Consider the following 17,524-nt stretch of genomic DNA (forward strand, 5'->3'; position numbering starts at 1 on the left):
TATATTCCTACCCATATTCTATAATTTATTGATTAAGTATCTCGATTTTATTCAATATTTACATATCAAATTATAATTTTTTTGCACTTTTGTTTTTATCTTTACAACACCCTTTTATAGATAAATCTCTATAATTATGATTATGCGCATATGATTTCATTCTACATTTTAACTTATAATAATACTTCGTGGAGTTTTTATGCCCGACAAGACCCTGCTAAACAAAGAGGATAATACTCGTGAAAAGAGTCTTAGATCAATCTATAAAAAATTGAAAGTATGGGGTCGTAGCCTCCCTGAGCTTGAGCCATATCAACTTCAAATACATGGGGATATTGTGGAATATACGATTCCTCCCGGATTCCGGGAAATTGAAAGGTACTGGGTGGACGAGCCTTTTGCTTTTATAAGCATTCTTGAAAAAAATGGTGTGAGGGAATATTACCTTATAGAACCGGTTCTTTCTGTCTATGAAAAAGAAGTGTTGGAACGCGTCTACAGTGACCTGCATGAAATTCTGACAATCGAAGACACAGGACCTGATATTGATAGGGAATATGTTCTTGTGAACAAGACCCTCTATCTTTTTGATCTTTATAAGGCTGAACTTGCTACAGCCTCAAAGCACAAGATCTTATATTATCTCAAAAGAAATTATCTTGGCTTTGATTCGATCAATGGACTTATGCTTGACTCCTTTATAGAAGATATCTCATGTGATGGTATTGAGGTCCCTATTTTTCTTTATCATTCCAAATACCGAAATATCAAGACAAATATATCATTTGAAGAAAGCAGACTAAATTCATTTGTTATTAATTTGTGTCAGAAAAGTGGGAAACATATCTCTATAGGCGATCCTATGATCGATGCCACTTTACCTGATGGTTCAAGATTGCAAGCAACCCTTGGAAAAGAGATTACCACAAGGGGCAGTTCATTTGATATACGCAAGTTCAAATCCGATCCTATAACTCCTATCGATCTGTTGGAATTCGGCACATGTAGTTCAGAAATGCTGGGGTATTTCTGGCTCGCGATTGAAAATGGTTTTAGTGCAATATTTGCCGGTGGGACTGCATCAGGTAAGACCTCGCTTCTTAATGCTGTATCACTTTTCATTCCTCCCCTTTCAAAGATCGTATCGATCGAGGATACTCGTGAAGTAATGCTCCATCACGATAACTGGATTGCGGGACTTACGCGTGAATCTGTTACGGATTCTGGTGCAGGGGAGGTCACAATGTTCGATCTCTTAAAAGCATCATTGAGGCAGCGCCCCGAATCTATTCTTGTGGGTGAAGTAAGGGGCAAAGAAGCATTGACCCTTTTTCAGGCGCTATCTACTGGTCATACGACCTACTCGACGATGCATGCAGGCGATGTGCAAACAGTTGTAAATCGTCTTGAGAACGAACCCATTAATGTACCGCATGTGATGCTTCAGGCTCTTGATCTGCTTTGCATACAGAAGCTTGTTTTCCTTGGAGATAAAAAGGTAAGAAGGACTAATTCAGTGGTCGAATTTGCAGGTATTGATCCGAAATCCGGGTATATTCGAATAAATGAGCTCTATACATGGGATCCGGCAACTGATGATTTCAAACGTATGGCTGAGTCTCATATATTGAAAAAGATAATGCAGAGACGTGGCTGGGGTGGAGTGAAACTGAAGGAAGAACTCAATGATCGTATTAGATTACTTGAGTATTTGCGAGATGCCGGGATCCGTGATTACGTAAATGTTTCAGTCCTTGTGGGTATGTACATAATTGATCCACGGTCAGTAATAAGTTCCATGGAAGATGGAACGTTGGCTGACAAGATACAGGCTCATAATAAGGAATAATGGTCCATGAACTCACTTGACATGTTGGCATACAGGCTCTTTGGAAAAAAAGTATCTTCAAACATTGAAGGCCACAAGCTGCTAAGGGGTAATATTCGTAAAGCGAGGATAGCTGTGCCGGTGGATTACTATATCTGTTCAGCTTATTTGTATTCACTATGTTCTGGCATCTTTGGTGCATTTGTTGGTTTGATTATTGGTGGGCATGTAGCAAATATATTTGAAATACAGCGTTTTTTTATATCCACTGATCATATGCCATATGTCTTACCAGCATTTTCTGTAATTTTCAGTTTAATTCTTTTCGTAGGGACTGCTTGGATCACCTTCAGATTGTTTTTGCATTATCCTTTAATAAAGGCAAATATCAGACAATCGTATATTGACCAGTCATTACCCCATGGAGTAGCATACATGTATGCACTCACAAAAAGTGGAGGAGTAACGGTCCATGATGCATTTCGTTCTTTAAGTGAACATTCGCATGTATATGGTTTAGCAGCCGATGAATTTGGTTATATTGTAAGGGATATGGATTATTTTGGAATGGATGTGTTGTCTGCCATTCGAAATTGTAGTTCAACAACATCATCAACTAATCTAAAGGCATTCCTCGATGGTATATTATTTGTGATCTCAAGTGGTGGGGACCTTAATTCATACTTACGGAGCAAGACAGATCAATTCCATCTTGATGCTACAAAACAACAGAAGACTTTTCTAGAGATGCTCGGTGTACTCGCAGAGGCGTATGTAGCGGTATTTGTTGTTGGGCCAATTTTCATGATAATTATTCTGGTAGTGTTTGGTTTTATGGGTTCCGGATCAATGCCGATCCTTTATACTTTGATATATCTGCTTATACCAGTAGGCACTTTGTTTTATCTGGTCCTCTTATCAACAATTTCAAACAATTCAGTTGATACCCATTCTACAATTGTAAAAAATAAGCTTAATTCTTTTCCTGATGTGCGGATAAATGAAAAAACTGATGTAGATGATGCTCTTATTGGGAGGCTTCTCCATAATGAAAAAGTGTTCCGGCTAAAACATTTCCTAGCTCATCCATTCGCATCGGTGAAAAAAGACCCATCCTGTATTTTTTACATAACTATTCCTGTGGGGATTATCTATCTCTTATATATCATTGATACAAACTCAATTACCCTGAACTTGAGCCTTATAGGGTTCAAATTGCATAATATGAATATAGAGGGTGCAATGGTACTGGACGACTATGTGATGTTCGCAACATTGCTTGTTTTTGTACCGTTCGTGATATTTTATGAGTCTAAGGCAAGACGCATAAGAAGTATGGAGGACGAATTCCCGGAATTTTTGAATCGTCTTGCAAGTATCAATGAAGCTGGAATTCTTCTCATCGATGCTATTAACATGGTTGCACAGACCAAGATCGGTGTTCTTCAATCCGAAGTACGGAGGATGCAAAAAGGTCTTTCATGGGGTCAGGACCTTAGTTCTGTTTTTATGGAATTTGAATCCCGGGTAAAGACTACTATGAATAGTCGAATTATCACTTTGCTTGTTAAAGCAAGTGAATCCACAAGTGATATTATTGGCGTTTTACACATTGCAGCAAAAGATGCTGAGCTTCAGCAGAATCTAAGGAAAGAACGCTCAACAGAGATGGCTGTATATTTATTCATTGTTTACATCTCCTTTGCAGTCTTCCTTTTCATTATATACGTCCTGACTGCTTATTTCATACCTTCTATCCCAAACACTACTGACATGGCAGCAGGAATGCCTCTGAATATTAATTTTGATCCGGATGAATTTTTCATGTTATTCTTCCACGCATCATTGATTCAAGGTTTTTGTTCAGGGCTTGTGGCAGGTCAGATGGGTAGTGGAAATCTGGCAGCAGGTGTGAAGCACTCGATGATAATGATGTTGACCTCTTACGTTATATTTACGTTGTTGATCTGAAATGAATAATATGGTGATGACTTGATCAGGGATCGAAATAAACTGAAAAATTCCGAACATGCAATATCGACTGTTGTATCTGTAATATTATTGCTTGGTCTAGCAGTTGCAATGATGGCAGTTTTCAATGTCACTTATATTCCTGAGATGAAAACTGCTGCTGAATTTGATCATATGGGTGATGTATATGAGGATATGTCACGCATAAAATCTAATGGGGATATAATGACTATCGCAATGGCGATTGATAATGATATATTTTTTAGCATGGATATGCCGGTGAGGATGGGTGGCGGATATATTCCTATAATTGGCAGGGACCGGTCCAGTTCGACCCTTGTTGTAAATGATGCAACTGTTGGCATGTACATAACTGCGGAGGATCAATCCAATGGCACTATCTATAATTATGTGCTCGATGATCTTGGTTCAATTAGATACAGTTCCAATAATAGATATTTTATGGATCAGTCATTCGTATTGGAGAATGGAGCCTTGTTCATAGTTCAAGGTAATCGCAGCCTTATGAAGCTTCCACCTTCTATGAGAATCGATCTTCTTAATGGGTCCCATACAGATGTTCGCATATCTGTTGTTGATATTTTTGGAACTACGGGTAGTGTGGCAAGTAATGATGTGGAATATGTGAGGATGGAATCCAATTCTTCTAATGTACTTTTTAATAAGGACCATCTTCTCAAAAATATGAGTGTCACTATAATCAGTCCATATCCACTCGCATGGTCTGAACTTTTGGACAGCATGGCCGCAAAAGCCGGTCTTGTATCTCCTGCTGAGTACAATGTGACAACTTCTAATAACAATGTCACTCTCTCTCTTTACTCTGGCAATAACGAGAGTATTGGTCTTTACCTGCAGGAACACATAATTGATACTCGGTTGAATTCAGTATGGGTGCCTTATTGATAAAGCACCCTTTCTTAAAGATTATTTTTGATCATCCTTTGCAATGTATTTTAGAGGATGTGCTTTCAGGATAAGTTGGCATTCTAAATCCAAATGTACTTCCTTTTCCAACTTCACTTTCAACCCAAACTTTACCGCCATGCATTTCTACATATTTCTTGACAATTGCAAGGCCAAGGCCAGTGCCTCCGTACTCTCGGGTATTTGAAGAATCAACCTGGAAGAATGGGGTGAATAGTTTGTTCTGATCATCGGGTGAAATGCCAATGCCACTGTCCTTTACTGAAATATGGACAAAGTCATCTGAGATCTCACCTCGGATCTCCACTTTTTCGCCTTCATTGGTGAACTTGATGGCATTGTTCACTAGATTATAAATTATCTGTTCGAATTTTGTAGCGTCCGCTCTTATATTGGGCATTCCAATATCGATGTTAAATTTCAGTTCAATATTTTTTTCTGATGCAATAGGTATCATCAATACTTCTATTTCATTAATAGATTCAGAGACATGAAATTCACTGATGTGAAGTTCCATTTTACCAGTTTCGATCTGTGATGCAGATAGGATGTCGTTGATGATGTTCAAAAGATGCTTGCCATTGCTGATGACATTGGATATGAATTTCTTCTGTAATTCATTCAAAGAACCGTGACTTTCATTGCTAATTACATCCGAAAAACCAATGATGGAATTAAGTGGGGTGCGTAACTCATGGCTCATGTTTGCAAGGAATTCAGATTTGGATTTGTTAGCATCTTCGGCAGCAAGTTTAGCACTGAGCATTGCTTCTTCTGCTTTCTTGCGTTCGGTTATATTTCTGGCAACGGCTAGAATTGCAGGAGCTCCATTATATTCGATTGGATGAATATTAAGTTCAATTGGCACCAATGAACCGTCTTTACATATGCTTATCGTTTCAACAATTCCCCCTCCCTGCTTCATTTTTCCAATAACATTTTCGCGTGCCATTTCTCTAAATTCAGGAGGAGTTATGTCCATAACTGTCATTTGTAATAATTCATGCCTTTGATATCCCAGATCATCACAAGTGATCTGGTTCACTTCCAAAAAACGTCCATCAAGTGTAATGATAAGAATTCCATCGTTTACAGAATTAAATACAGTTTCATAAATTTTATCCAAATATTTTCCTCCTCACGCAGAAGACTGAAATAAATTCCTTAATTGTGTATCGATTTCAGTAAATATATACATTTCTTAAAAGGAATTTGCAATATCATCTTTCATATATATTTGTATATATATTAATTCGAGATGTGGGCTATAAATAAATAGGGGCAATAAACATTTTAGAGGTAGGCGATTAATATAAATTCCACTTATGTGCATATAATAATGTGATCGTGGGGGCGAGAATGTGTCAGGGAATACAACAAACAAAAGTCAAATATCCGGGTCAAAAGAAGCAATGTTCTATGAAAAGCTGGAAGGCGGGAACGTACGTTGCAATCTGTGTAATCATCGTTGCAGGATATCTAAGGGCAAGACCGGTATTTGCGGGGTGCGTGAAAATCGCGATGGTACTCTTTATTCTTTGATCTATGCTATGGTTTCCAGTGAAGCTGTCGATCCGATCGAGAAAAAACCACTGTTCCATTTCAATCCAGGTTCGTTAGTTTATTCTTTGGGGACAATTGGGTGCAATTTCAGATGCAAACACTGTCAGAACTGGATAATTTCACAGGTTGGTCTTGATGAAGCAAATTCAATTGAAATAACTCCCGAACAAGCCGTAGAGCGGGCTCTAGCCACAGGATGTCGGTCGATAGCATGGACGTATAATGAGCCTACTATATGGTATGAATATACCTATGATTCTGCAAAACTTGCAAAAGAAGCTGGGCTGGACACGGTATATGTGACAAACGGCTACATCACACCTGAGGCACTGGAACACATATCTCCTTATCTTGATGCTTTCAGGGTGGACATCAAGGCTTTTTCGGAAAAATTCTATAAGGAAGTCGTGGGTGCCCGGCTTGCCCCTGTTCTGGAATCTGCAAAGCTTGCAAAGGAGCTTGGGATGCATGTTGAGGTAGTCAACCTTGTCATTCCCACGTTAAATGACTCTGAGGATGAGTTGCGTGAACTTTCCAAATGGGTGTTTGAGAATTTGGGTGAGAATACACCTGTTCATTTCACAAGGTTCCAGCCATACTACAAAATGAATCATCTTCCTCCGACTCCGGTCGAGACTCTCGAAAAGGCACACCAGATAGCATTAGATGCTGGATTGAAGTATGTCTATATAGGAAATGTGTTCGGGCATGAATATGAGATCACTTTTTGTCCTTCTTGTGGAAAACCGGTTATTGTGCGTGGTGTTTTTGATGTTCAGGATCAAGCTCTGACCCCTGATAATAAGTGCCGCAATTGTGGGGCACCTATAAGCATTTATGGTAAATATTATGGAGATTGAATAATTTTTTCGCATTTGATCATCTGTTAATCGGGCAAAATCCAAGCTTGTTGCCGTCCATTTTCGGTTTTCGAACAAAAGGTTTAAGTTCGATAAGTGCATTAGGAGAAATCGTGCGTTGAAGCGCAATCAAGTGCCGCCATAACTCAGTTGGTAGAGTGTCTGGCTGTTAACCAGAATGTCACAGGTTCGAGCCCTGTTGGCGGCGCTCTTTAATCCTTTTTTTTGAGGGCCTATAGCTTAGTCAGGTTAGAGCGCCCGGCTCATAACCGGGCGATCACCGGTTCAAATCCGGTTAGGCCCATTCAACTTATTCATAATCTAATTCTGTTAGGCTTTGTTCTGGCTTAGCCTATTCGAATTGCTGTTCTATATTGATTATCTGAAAATCTACTTATTGATCTGAAAATGTAGAATACTCAATATAAAAAAGGAAATCGAGTCTATGGCTTTACCTCATAGTTCCATTTTATATTTTAACTTCATATTTCTTTATACTTCCACTTTATACTTTTCCGCTTTTTCGGTTGGGTGGTAGATTATCCAGTTCCCTTTCTTTTCCCTTTTAACAAGTCCGCTGTCAACAAGGGTCGAAAGGTGGTATGACAATTTGGAATCTGACATCTTCATTATATCTTTGATGAGACAGACACAAAGAGGTTGCACAAGAATAAGACTAAGTATTTTCAATCGTATGGTCGAAGATAGTGCATGATGGATAGCGCTTTGTTCTGCAAGTTTATCCTCGTTCGCTATTCTAAGGGCGATACCTTCTATGCCCCCGAGCAACTTTACTTCGTTCTCGATCGGTTCTGGGATTATCATTTAATACACCACTGGAAGTATGGTCTGTAAAGCTTGGTCTAATATGTTGTAATACTTATAATCTCTTTTGTGAGCCTTGGTTCATATGTTTTGATATTAAACATTACATATTTTATTGTATTTTAGGCTATACATAGATCTCGTCATAATAAAGTATATGCTATTAAAACAAGGTGGCCAATAAGACCTGAAAATAGTGGTATGATCAAATTGTCATCTAACTTGTATATCAAAGTTTCAATTATTGTGGCTGCTAAAGCCATTGTTAAAGCTACTATCCAATTTGAAAGGAATAAATAACCAATGATCAGGTTCACAATAAATTCCGAAATAACACCTTCCCACGCCCTATTCGGAAGATTTTTGATCCACCTTTTTCCGTATCTTATTCCTATCAACGCTGCTGCACTATCCCCAAAAGTTGTCATTAGTATCGCTGCAGATGCAACTTCTTTTGAGAAGATGCTTATGGCTATTATACTCCCGATCATAAAATATGTAGTTCCACTCAGTTTGTCTTTTTCCTTTGCCCTATAAAGTTTCCAAACAACTGGAATTTTTAGATTTTTTTCTACTCGGAAATAATCTATCAGTAAGATGCAGCAAAGGACCAATGTCAAAAAATTAAGTGTGAACTCTTTTCCCATATAATAATAGATAAAAACGATAGATAATGATATAAAATGTATACTTTTTCTGACAAATTCTTTTAAAAAAATAGATCTTTGGGCATTTGATTGCATTTGTTATCCCTCAATGTCCGATTTTATTTTTATCCAAGGTTAGCTACTCAAAACTGTCAAAATTGGGTTATATATTCTTTTGTGAGTTCTGGTTCATATGTTTTGATCCAAGCATTTCTGTAATAGTTTCAGGTCCATTAAGAGCATGTGAAAGACTGCGTAAATACTGTGTTTTATCTTTATATGCATCATCTTCGATCAACTGATGGATATGTTCAAGGAGCTTTTCAGGAGATATGGAATACTCGAGGCGCTTTCCACACCCTTCTTCTTCAAGGGACGTTGCATTGTTTTCCTGTTCAATATGTCCCATATCAGGAAATGATAAAATGGGCACACCAAAAGATAACGCTTCCATCATCATACTATGTCCCCCCGGTGCGATAACAATGTCGGAAGCTTTCAGATATGGGAACTGTTCATCGATGAATTCCATTATCGTTACGTTTTCCGGCAGATCTGTATATTTATCGGGTTTGATGCTTGGTCCGGATAGAAGTGTGTAATTGATATTTCTGTCCAGTCTGGCGGTTTCGATGACCTTGTGGAACAATGGCTCTCTATATCCGAATCCTCCGATTGTCGACAGTACGTGTGGTCGCGTAAGCTCTGCTTCACGTACTTCTTTGTATTTCTTTCCCACAAGAGGGCCACTATAGAATACAGAATTGAGAACTCTTTCTTCAAAATCAAGATTATACTTGCAGATGGTATTCGGCATTGGAAAGTCAGGTATGATAATTCCATCTACTTTCCTGAATACCCTGGTGTAAAATCTCTTTGTTACATTTCCAAGACATCCCATTAAGATGCCCTTTCCCATGAAGAACTCTTCCATATTGGATTGGTTGACCATCAGGTAGACCGGTTTTTTTCTCAGCCATGCGAAAAAGATGCCTGTGTAGTAACTGTCAGAAATCACAAGGTCCGGTTTGAACTCTTTCAGTGTTCGATGTATTTTTCCTATTCCCATAAATTGTCCGCTTTTGATGGTCGCTATCACCGAGCTTTTAAGATCGAGACTTCCCGAGTCTCCGACCAGTTGGATCTCAGGGATAATCTCTGCTGTTTTGAGTCCTTTTTTCTTAATAAGGTCCTTTGAATATCCATATGCTCCCATGAGCACTTCATGACCGGCAGTTTTCATTTGCTGTGCGAGCGATATACATCGGCTGGTATGTCCAAGTCCTTCTCCGCAGACAAATATCATTATCTTCATGATCGTTTTCCATCCTTATTCTCAAATCTTACTGTTATTAATTTACTGGATCTTGTAACGATAAGTTCCCGATATCTTGTTGCGATATAGTAACTTGTGAATGCTAACATTATACCTCCTATCAGGTCTGTTATCCAGTGGATGCCAAGATATAGGATGGTGAACTGGATGCTTATGGTCGTAAAGACAGCTAATGCTTTTAATCCGTAATTCTTTGTCCTCGCCAAAACAATAAGCATTGTCATAAGGGATAGGGCAGTGTGCAGACTGGGAAAGCAGTTGTCAAGGGTCGGGTCACATATATGCATTATCTTAACGATTGAAGGGTCTAGTCCGTAAAGCAAAGGAGCCATGTTCGGAAGGGTGTTGCTCGTGACAGATACCGGGAACAATATGTAAAAAGGATATGCTACCAGATAGATAAGTGTGAACGCTATGGAGAATTCCTGAAGGCCTTTTGCATCCTTTTTGTATAGGAATATGAGAAATGTTCCTATTAATAGCACTGAAAACCCGATCATGTATATAAAAGCTGAAAAATACGTGAGCCAGGGGTTTGCAAAAGCCTGTATGTATGTGACAGCATTGCCCTCTATCATCACCATAACATCTGCATAGTTCAGGGATGGATTAAGTCCGATATATTGTTCTATGTTGATCTGTAAGGTCATAAGCCCGAATATGATAGTTGCGGCAATTGTGTATGGCTGATAGTTTGATATCAATGGGTGATCCTCGGCCCAGTCGTGCAATATTTTCTTCCACTTCTGTTTAGTAGTTCCTTTATCGAGGTCGTAACCAGTTGTATCAATGATGTTGCTTTCTTCATTTCTGGAACTCATCAACATTCCTCATAAATTAATACAAAACAGATATTTTATTATTTGATCGTACCTTTTAGTTAGCCAGTATTTGCACATATCGTATTTATACTTTGCTAATATCGTCACACTCGTCCATATATAGAAACACATCTCTTATATGGGGCTACTAATATATGAAATAACAGTTGTATGTCAGGCGTATTCATAATTGTAGGGATGATAACATTTGAACAATATCAAAAAATGGTTGATGATTTCTCTTTTTATTAGCGTCATCTCCATTATTGCTGTCATGTTCTACACTTTGGATCCCCAAACATTGGTAAGTATTCGAAATATTCGAACGGAATTTCTTTTACTTGCATTATGTCTGCATCTTTTGTCCTATCTACTTTGGGGGTTGCGTACAAGGGCGATGTGCAAGTTCCTTGGGTTTGATGTTTCTATTACAAGAGCCTTTGAGATCGTGACCTCAAGTACTTTCCTTGCGTCGGTCACACCATCTTCAATTGGTGGTGAGCCATTGAGGGTACATCTGCTTGGTCAGGAGAATGTCCCTGTGGGATCTGCAACAGCTGTAGTTCTTGGGGAAAGATTGCTTGATGGCATATTGATACTGGTGTCTGCTCCGGTAGCACTTCATCTATTTCGTGGTGTGATATCAACTTCTGCGCTGAGCACGGTGGTAGTGATGGGTGAATTACTATTGTTCCTAACCTTCCTGACCATTATATATGCAGTATGGCATCCTCATTACACGAAAAAAACATTGAATTATATCATCCATCGTACTGCTGTGGTTACAGGGACGGCTGAAAGTGGCCGTCTCGAAGATCTCACACGCAAATTGGATATGATCATTGATGATTTTCATAATAGTATGGCCTTCTTTGTTACAAAAGGCCGTAAAGGGCTGTTCTTTGGAAGTGTCTATACCATTCTTTTCTGGATCGTTGAGTTTGCAATGATACCAGTTATACTTATAGGGTTGAATCAGCCGCCTGCCATTGTTATGTCTTTTGCTGCACAGGTGCTTCTCATGATCTTACTTGTGATACCTATAACTCCAGGTTCAAGCGGGGTAGCTGAACTTGGTGCAACATCGCTATTCTCTTTATTCGTACCTGTTTATCTGATAGGCATTGTTGTTGTGGCGTGGCGTGCTTTTACTCTTTACCTGAACTTGATCGTGGGTGGTTTTGTTAGTTTTAAGATACTCAAGGATACGGAATACCTGAAAGAGCTCATAAAATAATGCTTTAGTAATGGCATATTTATATTTACTCTCAAAGATATTATATGTCCTGAAAACATAGGTGGGTTAGATTGTTATCGAGCAAATTAAACTTATACATAATTGAACAATATCGATCAGATCGAAACGATTAAAGTTGAATAAATTGTGAGTGTTAGAATGTTTCCTATTATAGCAGTCGATATCTCTGGAAGGCATAAGATAAAAGATGGATATTATATGGTCTGTGCTGCGGTTGCTCTGGAGGTTTCCGCCAGTCATATCGAATCAATTTCACAGGTGGCAATTAAGCCATTTTTAAGTCATGATCCTCTTGCTGTACTTGATATAGTACGTATTATCGAAGTAACTGTTTCAGAGATAGCTTTCCCTGGAACTATTGTTGTTGAGAAGGGTGATCTGTATAATCAGCCGGAATGGTTGTCCAAGAACATGTTCTCGCGTGACATCAAATATCAGGAATCTTTGAGTGAAATGCTGGCAATAGAGTTTGCACATTATGTTTCTTTAAGTTCCAGAAAACTTCTTATGAAAGAGCTTGATATTGAGTGAGCCGGAACGTCAGTCTAAAAATTGTAAAAGGTCGAGCATGAAAAAAGTAATCCTTGTACAGAGAAATGAGCCTGGTACTGATCATGGTACAAATGAGAGAAAGTTTGTCGAGCTTAAGGAACTGGCAAGAGCTGCGCATTACAATGTAGTGGGTGTGCTGACACAGACACGTTATCCTGATCGCAAGTATCAGGTGGGTAGGGGGAAGGTCGATGAACTGGCGGAGCTTGTAGAGGCATTGGATGCTGAAAAAGTGATTTTCAATCACCAATTGTCAACTACACAGATCTATAATATCTCTGAGACCTGCAAATGTGAGGTAATTGACAGGTTCAATCTGATCCTTGAGATATTCGCATCAAGGGCTACTACAAGGCGTGCAAAATTACAGGTGGAACTTGCAAAGTTGCAGTATGAGTTGCCAAAAGCAAGGGCTATAGTTTCTTTGCTTAAGAAGGACGAACGTCCTGGGTTCATGGGTCTGGGTGGCTATGAGGATTCCTATGAGCAGGATGTTAAGAAAAGAATAGTCCGGATAAGGAACGAAATTCATAATTCTTGTAAGGGAGGTGAGTCTCTTCGCTCTTTCAGACATGAAAGGGGTTTTTCCCTCGTTGCTCTGGCAGGTTATACGAATGCAGGTAAAAGCACTCTGTTCCAATCGCTTGTGAAAGAAGGGGTGGAAGTTGAAGACATGTTATTCACTACCTTGTCCCCGACTACACGCTCCCTTTCAATAAAGCAAAGACGTGTGCTTCTTACAGATACGGTTGGCTTTATTGAGGACCTTCCTCATTGGATGGTCGATGCATTTCGTTCTACACTTGATGAGATATTTCTCGCGGATGTTATTCTCCTTGTAGTGGATATGAGTGATCCCTTGGATGTGATAAGGCAAAAACTTGTAGTAAGTCATGACATTTTCTGGAAGCGCACCGAAGGGGCAGAAATAGTTGCTGTTTTGAACAAGGCCGATATGGTCGATCCAGATGACCTCGAAAGGAAAGTTGATGCGATAAGTTATCTTGCCCCTCATCTTGTACTGGTTTCTGCAAGTTCTGGTGATGGGTTTGAAGTGCTTTTGGATACGATATATGAGAATTTACCTCATTGGTCTCGTTCCAGTATATCTTTGGATATGTCTGAAGATAGTCTCTCTATTGTATCATGGTTGTATGATGAAGGTATAGTTCATAGTATTGATTACGGTGAATATATCGTTCTGGAGGTCGAAGCTCGGGAAGAGATATTAAGAAAAGTTCGTAAATATAGTATATGATTCTTGTGTATCAATGCGACTCTCTGCAAACAGTTCGTATTTGCACGAAAGGTTTATATTAAATTATATCGTTCTATATCATGCGAACGGGTTATTCCCAAACCTCCACTATACCACCCCCACTATGATTTAATCGTTTTATTTTCCCCCCGTTCGCATCCTTTTCGTTCATTTTAGGTTGTTGTTGTATGTTGTTGCTTTTGCTCGACATCCTGCTTTCTATCGATTCTTCCAAAAGTTTATAACTTTAGAGAGCAGCCTTCTATACATGCGTTTTGATCTTCACGTACATTCCTGGTTTTCAAAGGACAGTAATTCCGATCCTGCTTCGATTCTTGAATATGCGAAAATGAACGGTCTTGATGGTGTGGCAATTTGTGACCATGATACTCGTGAGGGAGGTCTTGTTTGTTCTCGTCTGGCAAAGGATACCAATTCGGATATTATTGTGATCCCTGGAGTTGAGGTAACTTCTTCGAAGGGTCATATTCTGGTGCTTGATCCTAAAGGGGATATTGAATCAGGTATGACTCCTGAGGAAACTATCGAACGTGCAAGGGAACTTGGTGGTGTTGTAATAATCCCGCATCCCTTTAAGGTAACCTCACATGGCATTGGTTATGTTGATGGATTGGATGCAGATGCAGTGGAAGTACTAAATTCCAGGTGTGTTACCGGAGTTGCTAATAATAAGGCAAGGAAGGTTGCAGGGGAGCTGGGGCTTCCCCAAGTTGGGGGAAGTGATTCACATGAAGCCAGGATGGTTGGATGTTCCTATACTAAGATCGATGCTACGGATAGGACGCTTGAGTCAGTACTTGAGGCAATACGTGATGGTAAAGTAAGGCCAGGTGGTAAGAGAACTCCGGTTTCATATGTTTTGAAACAGGTGGTCGTTGGGAGGATCAAAAAAGCTAAAAAGGCTTTTGGTAAAGCCTGACATTTCATTTTACATTTTCAATTCTGAATATATTCTTCATTGAACATTTTCAATATTAAAAGGAATGATGATATTAAGAGTGGTCCTACAACAATGCCTACTAGTCCAAAGAGGTAGATACCGACAAAGATACCGAGCAATGATACAAAGGGATGCATTGCGCCTACTTTCTTCTGTATGTAAGGTCTTAACACATTGTCAATGTTGCTGAGGATTATTCCTGCTACAAGGATCACTATGGCTGCAACATAATCTTGTGTTATGAGCTTGAACAGGACGGCTGGTGCCCAGACAAGAGGAGCGCCAACGACTGGCAAGAATGACAGTACTGTAGTGACAGCTGCCCAAAGGGCTACACCGTTTATGCCTACGGCATAGAATGTGATACCTATGATCGTCCCTTGAAGAACAGCTATTAAAAGTGTGGCAATCAGTGTGGAATGGATTATATTTTTTATTTCGGTCAGAAGCTTATTTGTATTTTTTTTGTTAAAGGGTATTAGGTCCTGCAGTTGGTTGCTAATATTGGTATTGGTGGAAGTGAACAGATAATATAGCAAAAAAAACATAATTATGACGGATATCAGAAGTCCGCTGATGTTTTGTACTGCTCCTATGAGATGTTTGCTAAGGTATGAGCCGAGGGTGGATATGAGTGTGACTATCTTGCCTTGTATATCAATGTCAGGTGCGATCTCATTTATGTAGTCAATATTTTTCACGATGTCAAAATAATTCGTGATATCCACATAACTGAGATTTGTGATAATATTGGTTATTACCATTTCAATTTCCCCTATTATAAGGGTGAACATGTAGTATATGGGTAATACTACCAGTATCATTGAAAGTATCATTACCAAGATTGCGGATATATTCTCTTTCAGTTTGAGGCGTTCTGTAAGTAGAATATAGACTGGTTTGAATATGACATAGAGGATAAATGCTCCTAGAAATGCGTTAATATAAGGCAATAGTGCATAACTCAATACAACCGCAAGAACAATGATGCTGAGAAGGGCTAAAGCCAATTTTACCGTTCTTTTCTTTATCATCAGGATCAGTCCCATCTGATTATATTTATAATGTTTGCAGATAATTAATTGTTATTATATTATTTATCCACAGACGACATATCTATTTATATTGGCAGTTTTACACTGATAATGGTACCTTCGCCTATCTTGCTTGATACAGATAGCGAACCCTTGTGAGCTTCGATTATCTTTTTACATATATGCAGTCCCACTCCAGTTCCTCCATATTTTCTTCTTGTGGAGCCGTCTACCTGATAAAATCTACTGAATATGTTTGGTAAAAGCTCTTCGGGGATGCCAATTCCTGTATCTTCAATATTTATAATCACCGATTCACTATCATGGAGTGCAGAAATTCCTATTTTTCCACCTTCTGGAGTAAATTTGATCGCATTGTCCAGAAGATGGTTGATCATCCTTTTGAGATGGTCTTTATCACCTAGTATCGTGGGCAAATCGGTTTGGATATTTCTTTCAATGGTAAGTCCCTTTTTTAGTATTGGGGCAGTAAAGGTTTCAAGTATTTCTTCAGTGATCTTAGTAAGACTGAGTACATCCATATTGTACTTTATATTTTTTGTATGTTCTCCACTTACGTAGAGCAATGATTCTACTAAGTGCCTAAGTCGTTCTGAATTTCGGAGAACAGTATGAATGGCATTTTTCTGGGCATCATTTATAGGTCCCATATGGTCTTCCAACATAAGTTCAGTAAATCCCTTTATTGAAATGAGGGGTGTTCTAAGTTCATGGGTGAGGTTCGTTAGAAACTGATCTTTTATGTTGTCAAGAAGCTCTAATTCCCGATTTGCTTCTTCCATTGCTTTTTCTGCGATCTTCCTCTCTGTTATATCATCGCCGGAACTAATGGTGCCTATTATGTTGTTGTCCTTATCCCTGAGAACGACATCATGCCAAAATATAAGTCTCTCCTCATTTGTTTTGTTTAGGATTGGCTTTTCTGAATATTCCGGTGGTTCCAATTTGCCTTCAATAACTCCTATATATCCTTCCTTTATTCTTTCTCTGACATATCCCGGAAGGAATGCATCGAACCAGTTCTTTCCGATAATTTCATCTTTCTCATAACCAAGAACATCACATGCCTTCTGATTTACAAGCGTGACCTTCAGGTCTTTGCTTATGACCCCAATTATAGATCCAGCAACATCAACGTACTTTTGTGCCTGATCTTTTTCTTTGACAAGTTGATCGTGAAGTTCTTTCATGCGGAGCAGAGAACGTACTCTTGTTGTAAGTTCAAGAATATCCACTGGTCTTACAAGAAGATCATCAGCTTTTGATTCGATAGCTTTTGTTTTTTCGTCCTCGTCTGTTATTGAAGTTATCATTATAACAGGCAAGACCTTGTTGCTTTCATCTCTTTTAAGAAGTCTGCATACCTCATATCCATCTATCTCGGGTAAAGTGCTGTTCAAAAGTACCAGATCTGGATGTTTTTCTTTTGTAATAATTACTGCTTCATTTCCATTTACTGCCCTTATAATATCATAATTTGGGGATAGGTGTGAGACCAATGCTTCTGCATCCTTTTCGTCAGCTTCTGCTATCAATATCTTTGGTCTTATCTCACGATTCTGATCATCTTCCCCTATTTTCATTAATGCACCTTTGACGTTCGTTGCTATGATTGATTAGGATTAAATAAAAATTATAATA

General features: G+C 38.9%; 15 protein-coding genes and 2 tRNA genes. 10 read left to right on the top strand and 7 right to left on the bottom strand.

Annotation, left to right across the window (positions count from 1 at the left end; genetic code table 11):
- The first annotated feature begins 199 nt into the window (after positions 1-199).
- Genes MBUR_RS12460 through MBUR_RS12470 form a run of 3 tightly spaced genes read left to right on the top strand, consistent with a single transcriptional unit; the run spans position 200 to position 4,726 of the window.
- The gene (locus tag MBUR_RS12460) at positions 200-1,849 is read left to right on the top strand and encodes a type II/IV secretion system ATPase subunit (RefSeq protein WP_011500386.1); all 1,650 of its coding nucleotides are present in this window, start codon (positions 200-202) and stop codon (positions 1,847-1,849) included.
- A 6-nt stretch (positions 1,850-1,855) separates the two neighbouring features.
- Positions 1,856-3,799, top strand: a complete 1,944-nt coding sequence (locus tag MBUR_RS12465; protein WP_011500387.1) for a type II secretion system F family protein — start codon at positions 1,856-1,858, stop codon at positions 3,797-3,799.
- A 21-nt stretch (positions 3,800-3,820) separates the two neighbouring features.
- On the top strand, positions 3,821-4,726 hold the full coding sequence (locus MBUR_RS12470; protein WP_011500388.1) for a hypothetical protein: 906 nt from the start codon (positions 3,821-3,823) through the stop codon (positions 4,724-4,726).
- A gap of 31 nt (positions 4,727-4,757) precedes the next feature.
- On the opposite strand, the gene MBUR_RS12475 is transcribed toward MBUR_RS12470, so the two are convergent.
- Complete coding sequence (locus tag MBUR_RS12475; RefSeq protein WP_011500389.1) at positions 4,758-5,873, bottom strand: sensor histidine kinase; 1,116 nt, start codon at positions 5,871-5,873, stop codon at positions 4,758-4,760.
- 235 nt (positions 5,874-6,108) lie between these two features.
- On the opposite strand from MBUR_RS12475, the gene amrS reads away from it, so the two are divergent.
- The 3 genes from amrS (at position 6,109) to MBUR_RS12490 (ending at position 7,474) form a co-directional block, all read left to right on the top strand.
- Positions 6,109-7,170, top strand: a complete 1,062-nt coding sequence (gene amrS / locus MBUR_RS12480) for an AmmeMemoRadiSam system radical SAM enzyme (RefSeq protein WP_011500390.1) — start codon at positions 6,109-6,111, stop codon at positions 7,168-7,170.
- A 135-nt stretch (positions 7,171-7,305) separates the two neighbouring features.
- Positions 7,306-7,378 (top strand) — tRNA-Asn (locus tag MBUR_RS12485).
- Between the two features lie 21 nt (positions 7,379-7,399).
- Positions 7,400-7,474, top strand: a tRNA-Ile gene (locus MBUR_RS12490).
- 188 nt (positions 7,475-7,662) lie between these two features.
- Here MBUR_RS12490 and MBUR_RS12495 read toward each other — a convergent pair.
- The 4 genes from MBUR_RS12495 to MBUR_RS12510 form a co-directional block, all read right to left on the bottom strand.
- Positions 7,663-7,995 carry an ArsR/SmtB family transcription factor gene (locus tag MBUR_RS12495; RefSeq protein WP_011500391.1) on the bottom strand — a complete coding sequence of 111 codons (333 nt, stop codon included), beginning with the start codon at positions 7,993-7,995 and terminating at the stop codon, positions 7,663-7,665.
- A 143-nt stretch (positions 7,996-8,138) separates the two neighbouring features.
- Positions 8,139-8,738 (bottom strand): CTP--2,3-di-O-geranylgeranyl-sn-glycero-1-phosphate cytidyltransferase, encoded by a 600-nt coding sequence (locus tag MBUR_RS12500; RefSeq protein ID WP_011500392.1) that lies wholly within the window; start codon positions 8,736-8,738, stop codon positions 8,139-8,141.
- A 67-nt stretch (positions 8,739-8,805) separates the two neighbouring features.
- Positions 8,806-9,957: a UDP-N-acetylglucosamine--N-acetylmuramyl-(pentapeptide) pyrophosphoryl-undecaprenol N-acetylglucosamine transferase gene (locus MBUR_RS12505; protein WP_011500393.1), complete on the bottom strand. Its 1,152-nt coding sequence runs from the start codon at positions 9,955-9,957 to the stop codon at positions 8,806-8,808.
- On the bottom strand, positions 9,954-10,799 hold the full coding sequence (locus MBUR_RS12510) for a phosphatase PAP2 family protein (RefSeq protein ID WP_011500394.1): 846 nt from the start codon (positions 10,797-10,799) through the stop codon (positions 9,954-9,956). The genes MBUR_RS12505 and MBUR_RS12510 overlap by 4 nt, the downstream gene beginning before the upstream one ends.
- A gap of 232 nt (positions 10,800-11,031) precedes the next feature.
- Between MBUR_RS12510 and MBUR_RS12515 the strand changes: the two genes are divergently transcribed.
- From MBUR_RS12515 to MBUR_RS12530, 4 genes are all read left to right on the top strand, one after another.
- Positions 11,032-12,036: a lysylphosphatidylglycerol synthase transmembrane domain-containing protein gene (locus MBUR_RS12515; RefSeq protein ID WP_232222168.1), complete on the top strand. Its 1,005-nt coding sequence runs from the start codon at positions 11,032-11,034 to the stop codon at positions 12,034-12,036.
- 159 nt (positions 12,037-12,195) lie between these two features.
- Positions 12,196-12,588, top strand: coding sequence for a DUF2209 domain-containing protein (locus MBUR_RS12520; RefSeq protein WP_011500396.1), 393 nt, complete (start codon positions 12,196-12,198; stop codon positions 12,586-12,588).
- Between the two features lie 37 nt (positions 12,589-12,625).
- Positions 12,626-13,867 (top strand): GTPase HflX, encoded by a 1,242-nt coding sequence (hflX, locus tag MBUR_RS12525; RefSeq protein ID WP_011500397.1) that lies wholly within the window; start codon positions 12,626-12,628, stop codon positions 13,865-13,867.
- A gap of 268 nt (positions 13,868-14,135) precedes the next feature.
- A complete protein-coding gene (locus MBUR_RS12530) occupies positions 14,136-14,807 on the top strand; it encodes a PHP domain-containing protein (protein ID WP_011500398.1) in 672 nt (223 codons plus the stop codon).
- A gap of 17 nt (positions 14,808-14,824) precedes the next feature.
- Here MBUR_RS12530 and MBUR_RS12535 read toward each other — a convergent pair whose 3' ends face one another.
- A complete protein-coding gene (locus MBUR_RS12535) occupies positions 14,825-15,862 on the bottom strand; it encodes an AI-2E family transporter (RefSeq protein WP_011500399.1) in 1,038 nt (345 codons plus the stop codon).
- 86 nt (positions 15,863-15,948) lie between these two features.
- A complete protein-coding gene (locus tag MBUR_RS13205; protein WP_011500400.1) occupies positions 15,949-17,466 on the bottom strand; it encodes an ATP-binding response regulator in 1,518 nt (505 codons plus the stop codon).
- Positions 17,467-17,524: the final 58 nt, after the last annotated feature.

It is taken from the genome of Methanococcoides burtonii DSM 6242 (genome assembly GCF_000013725.1).
Taxonomy (GTDB): domain Archaea; phylum Halobacteriota; class Methanosarcinia; order Methanosarcinales; family Methanosarcinaceae; genus Methanococcoides; species Methanococcoides burtonii.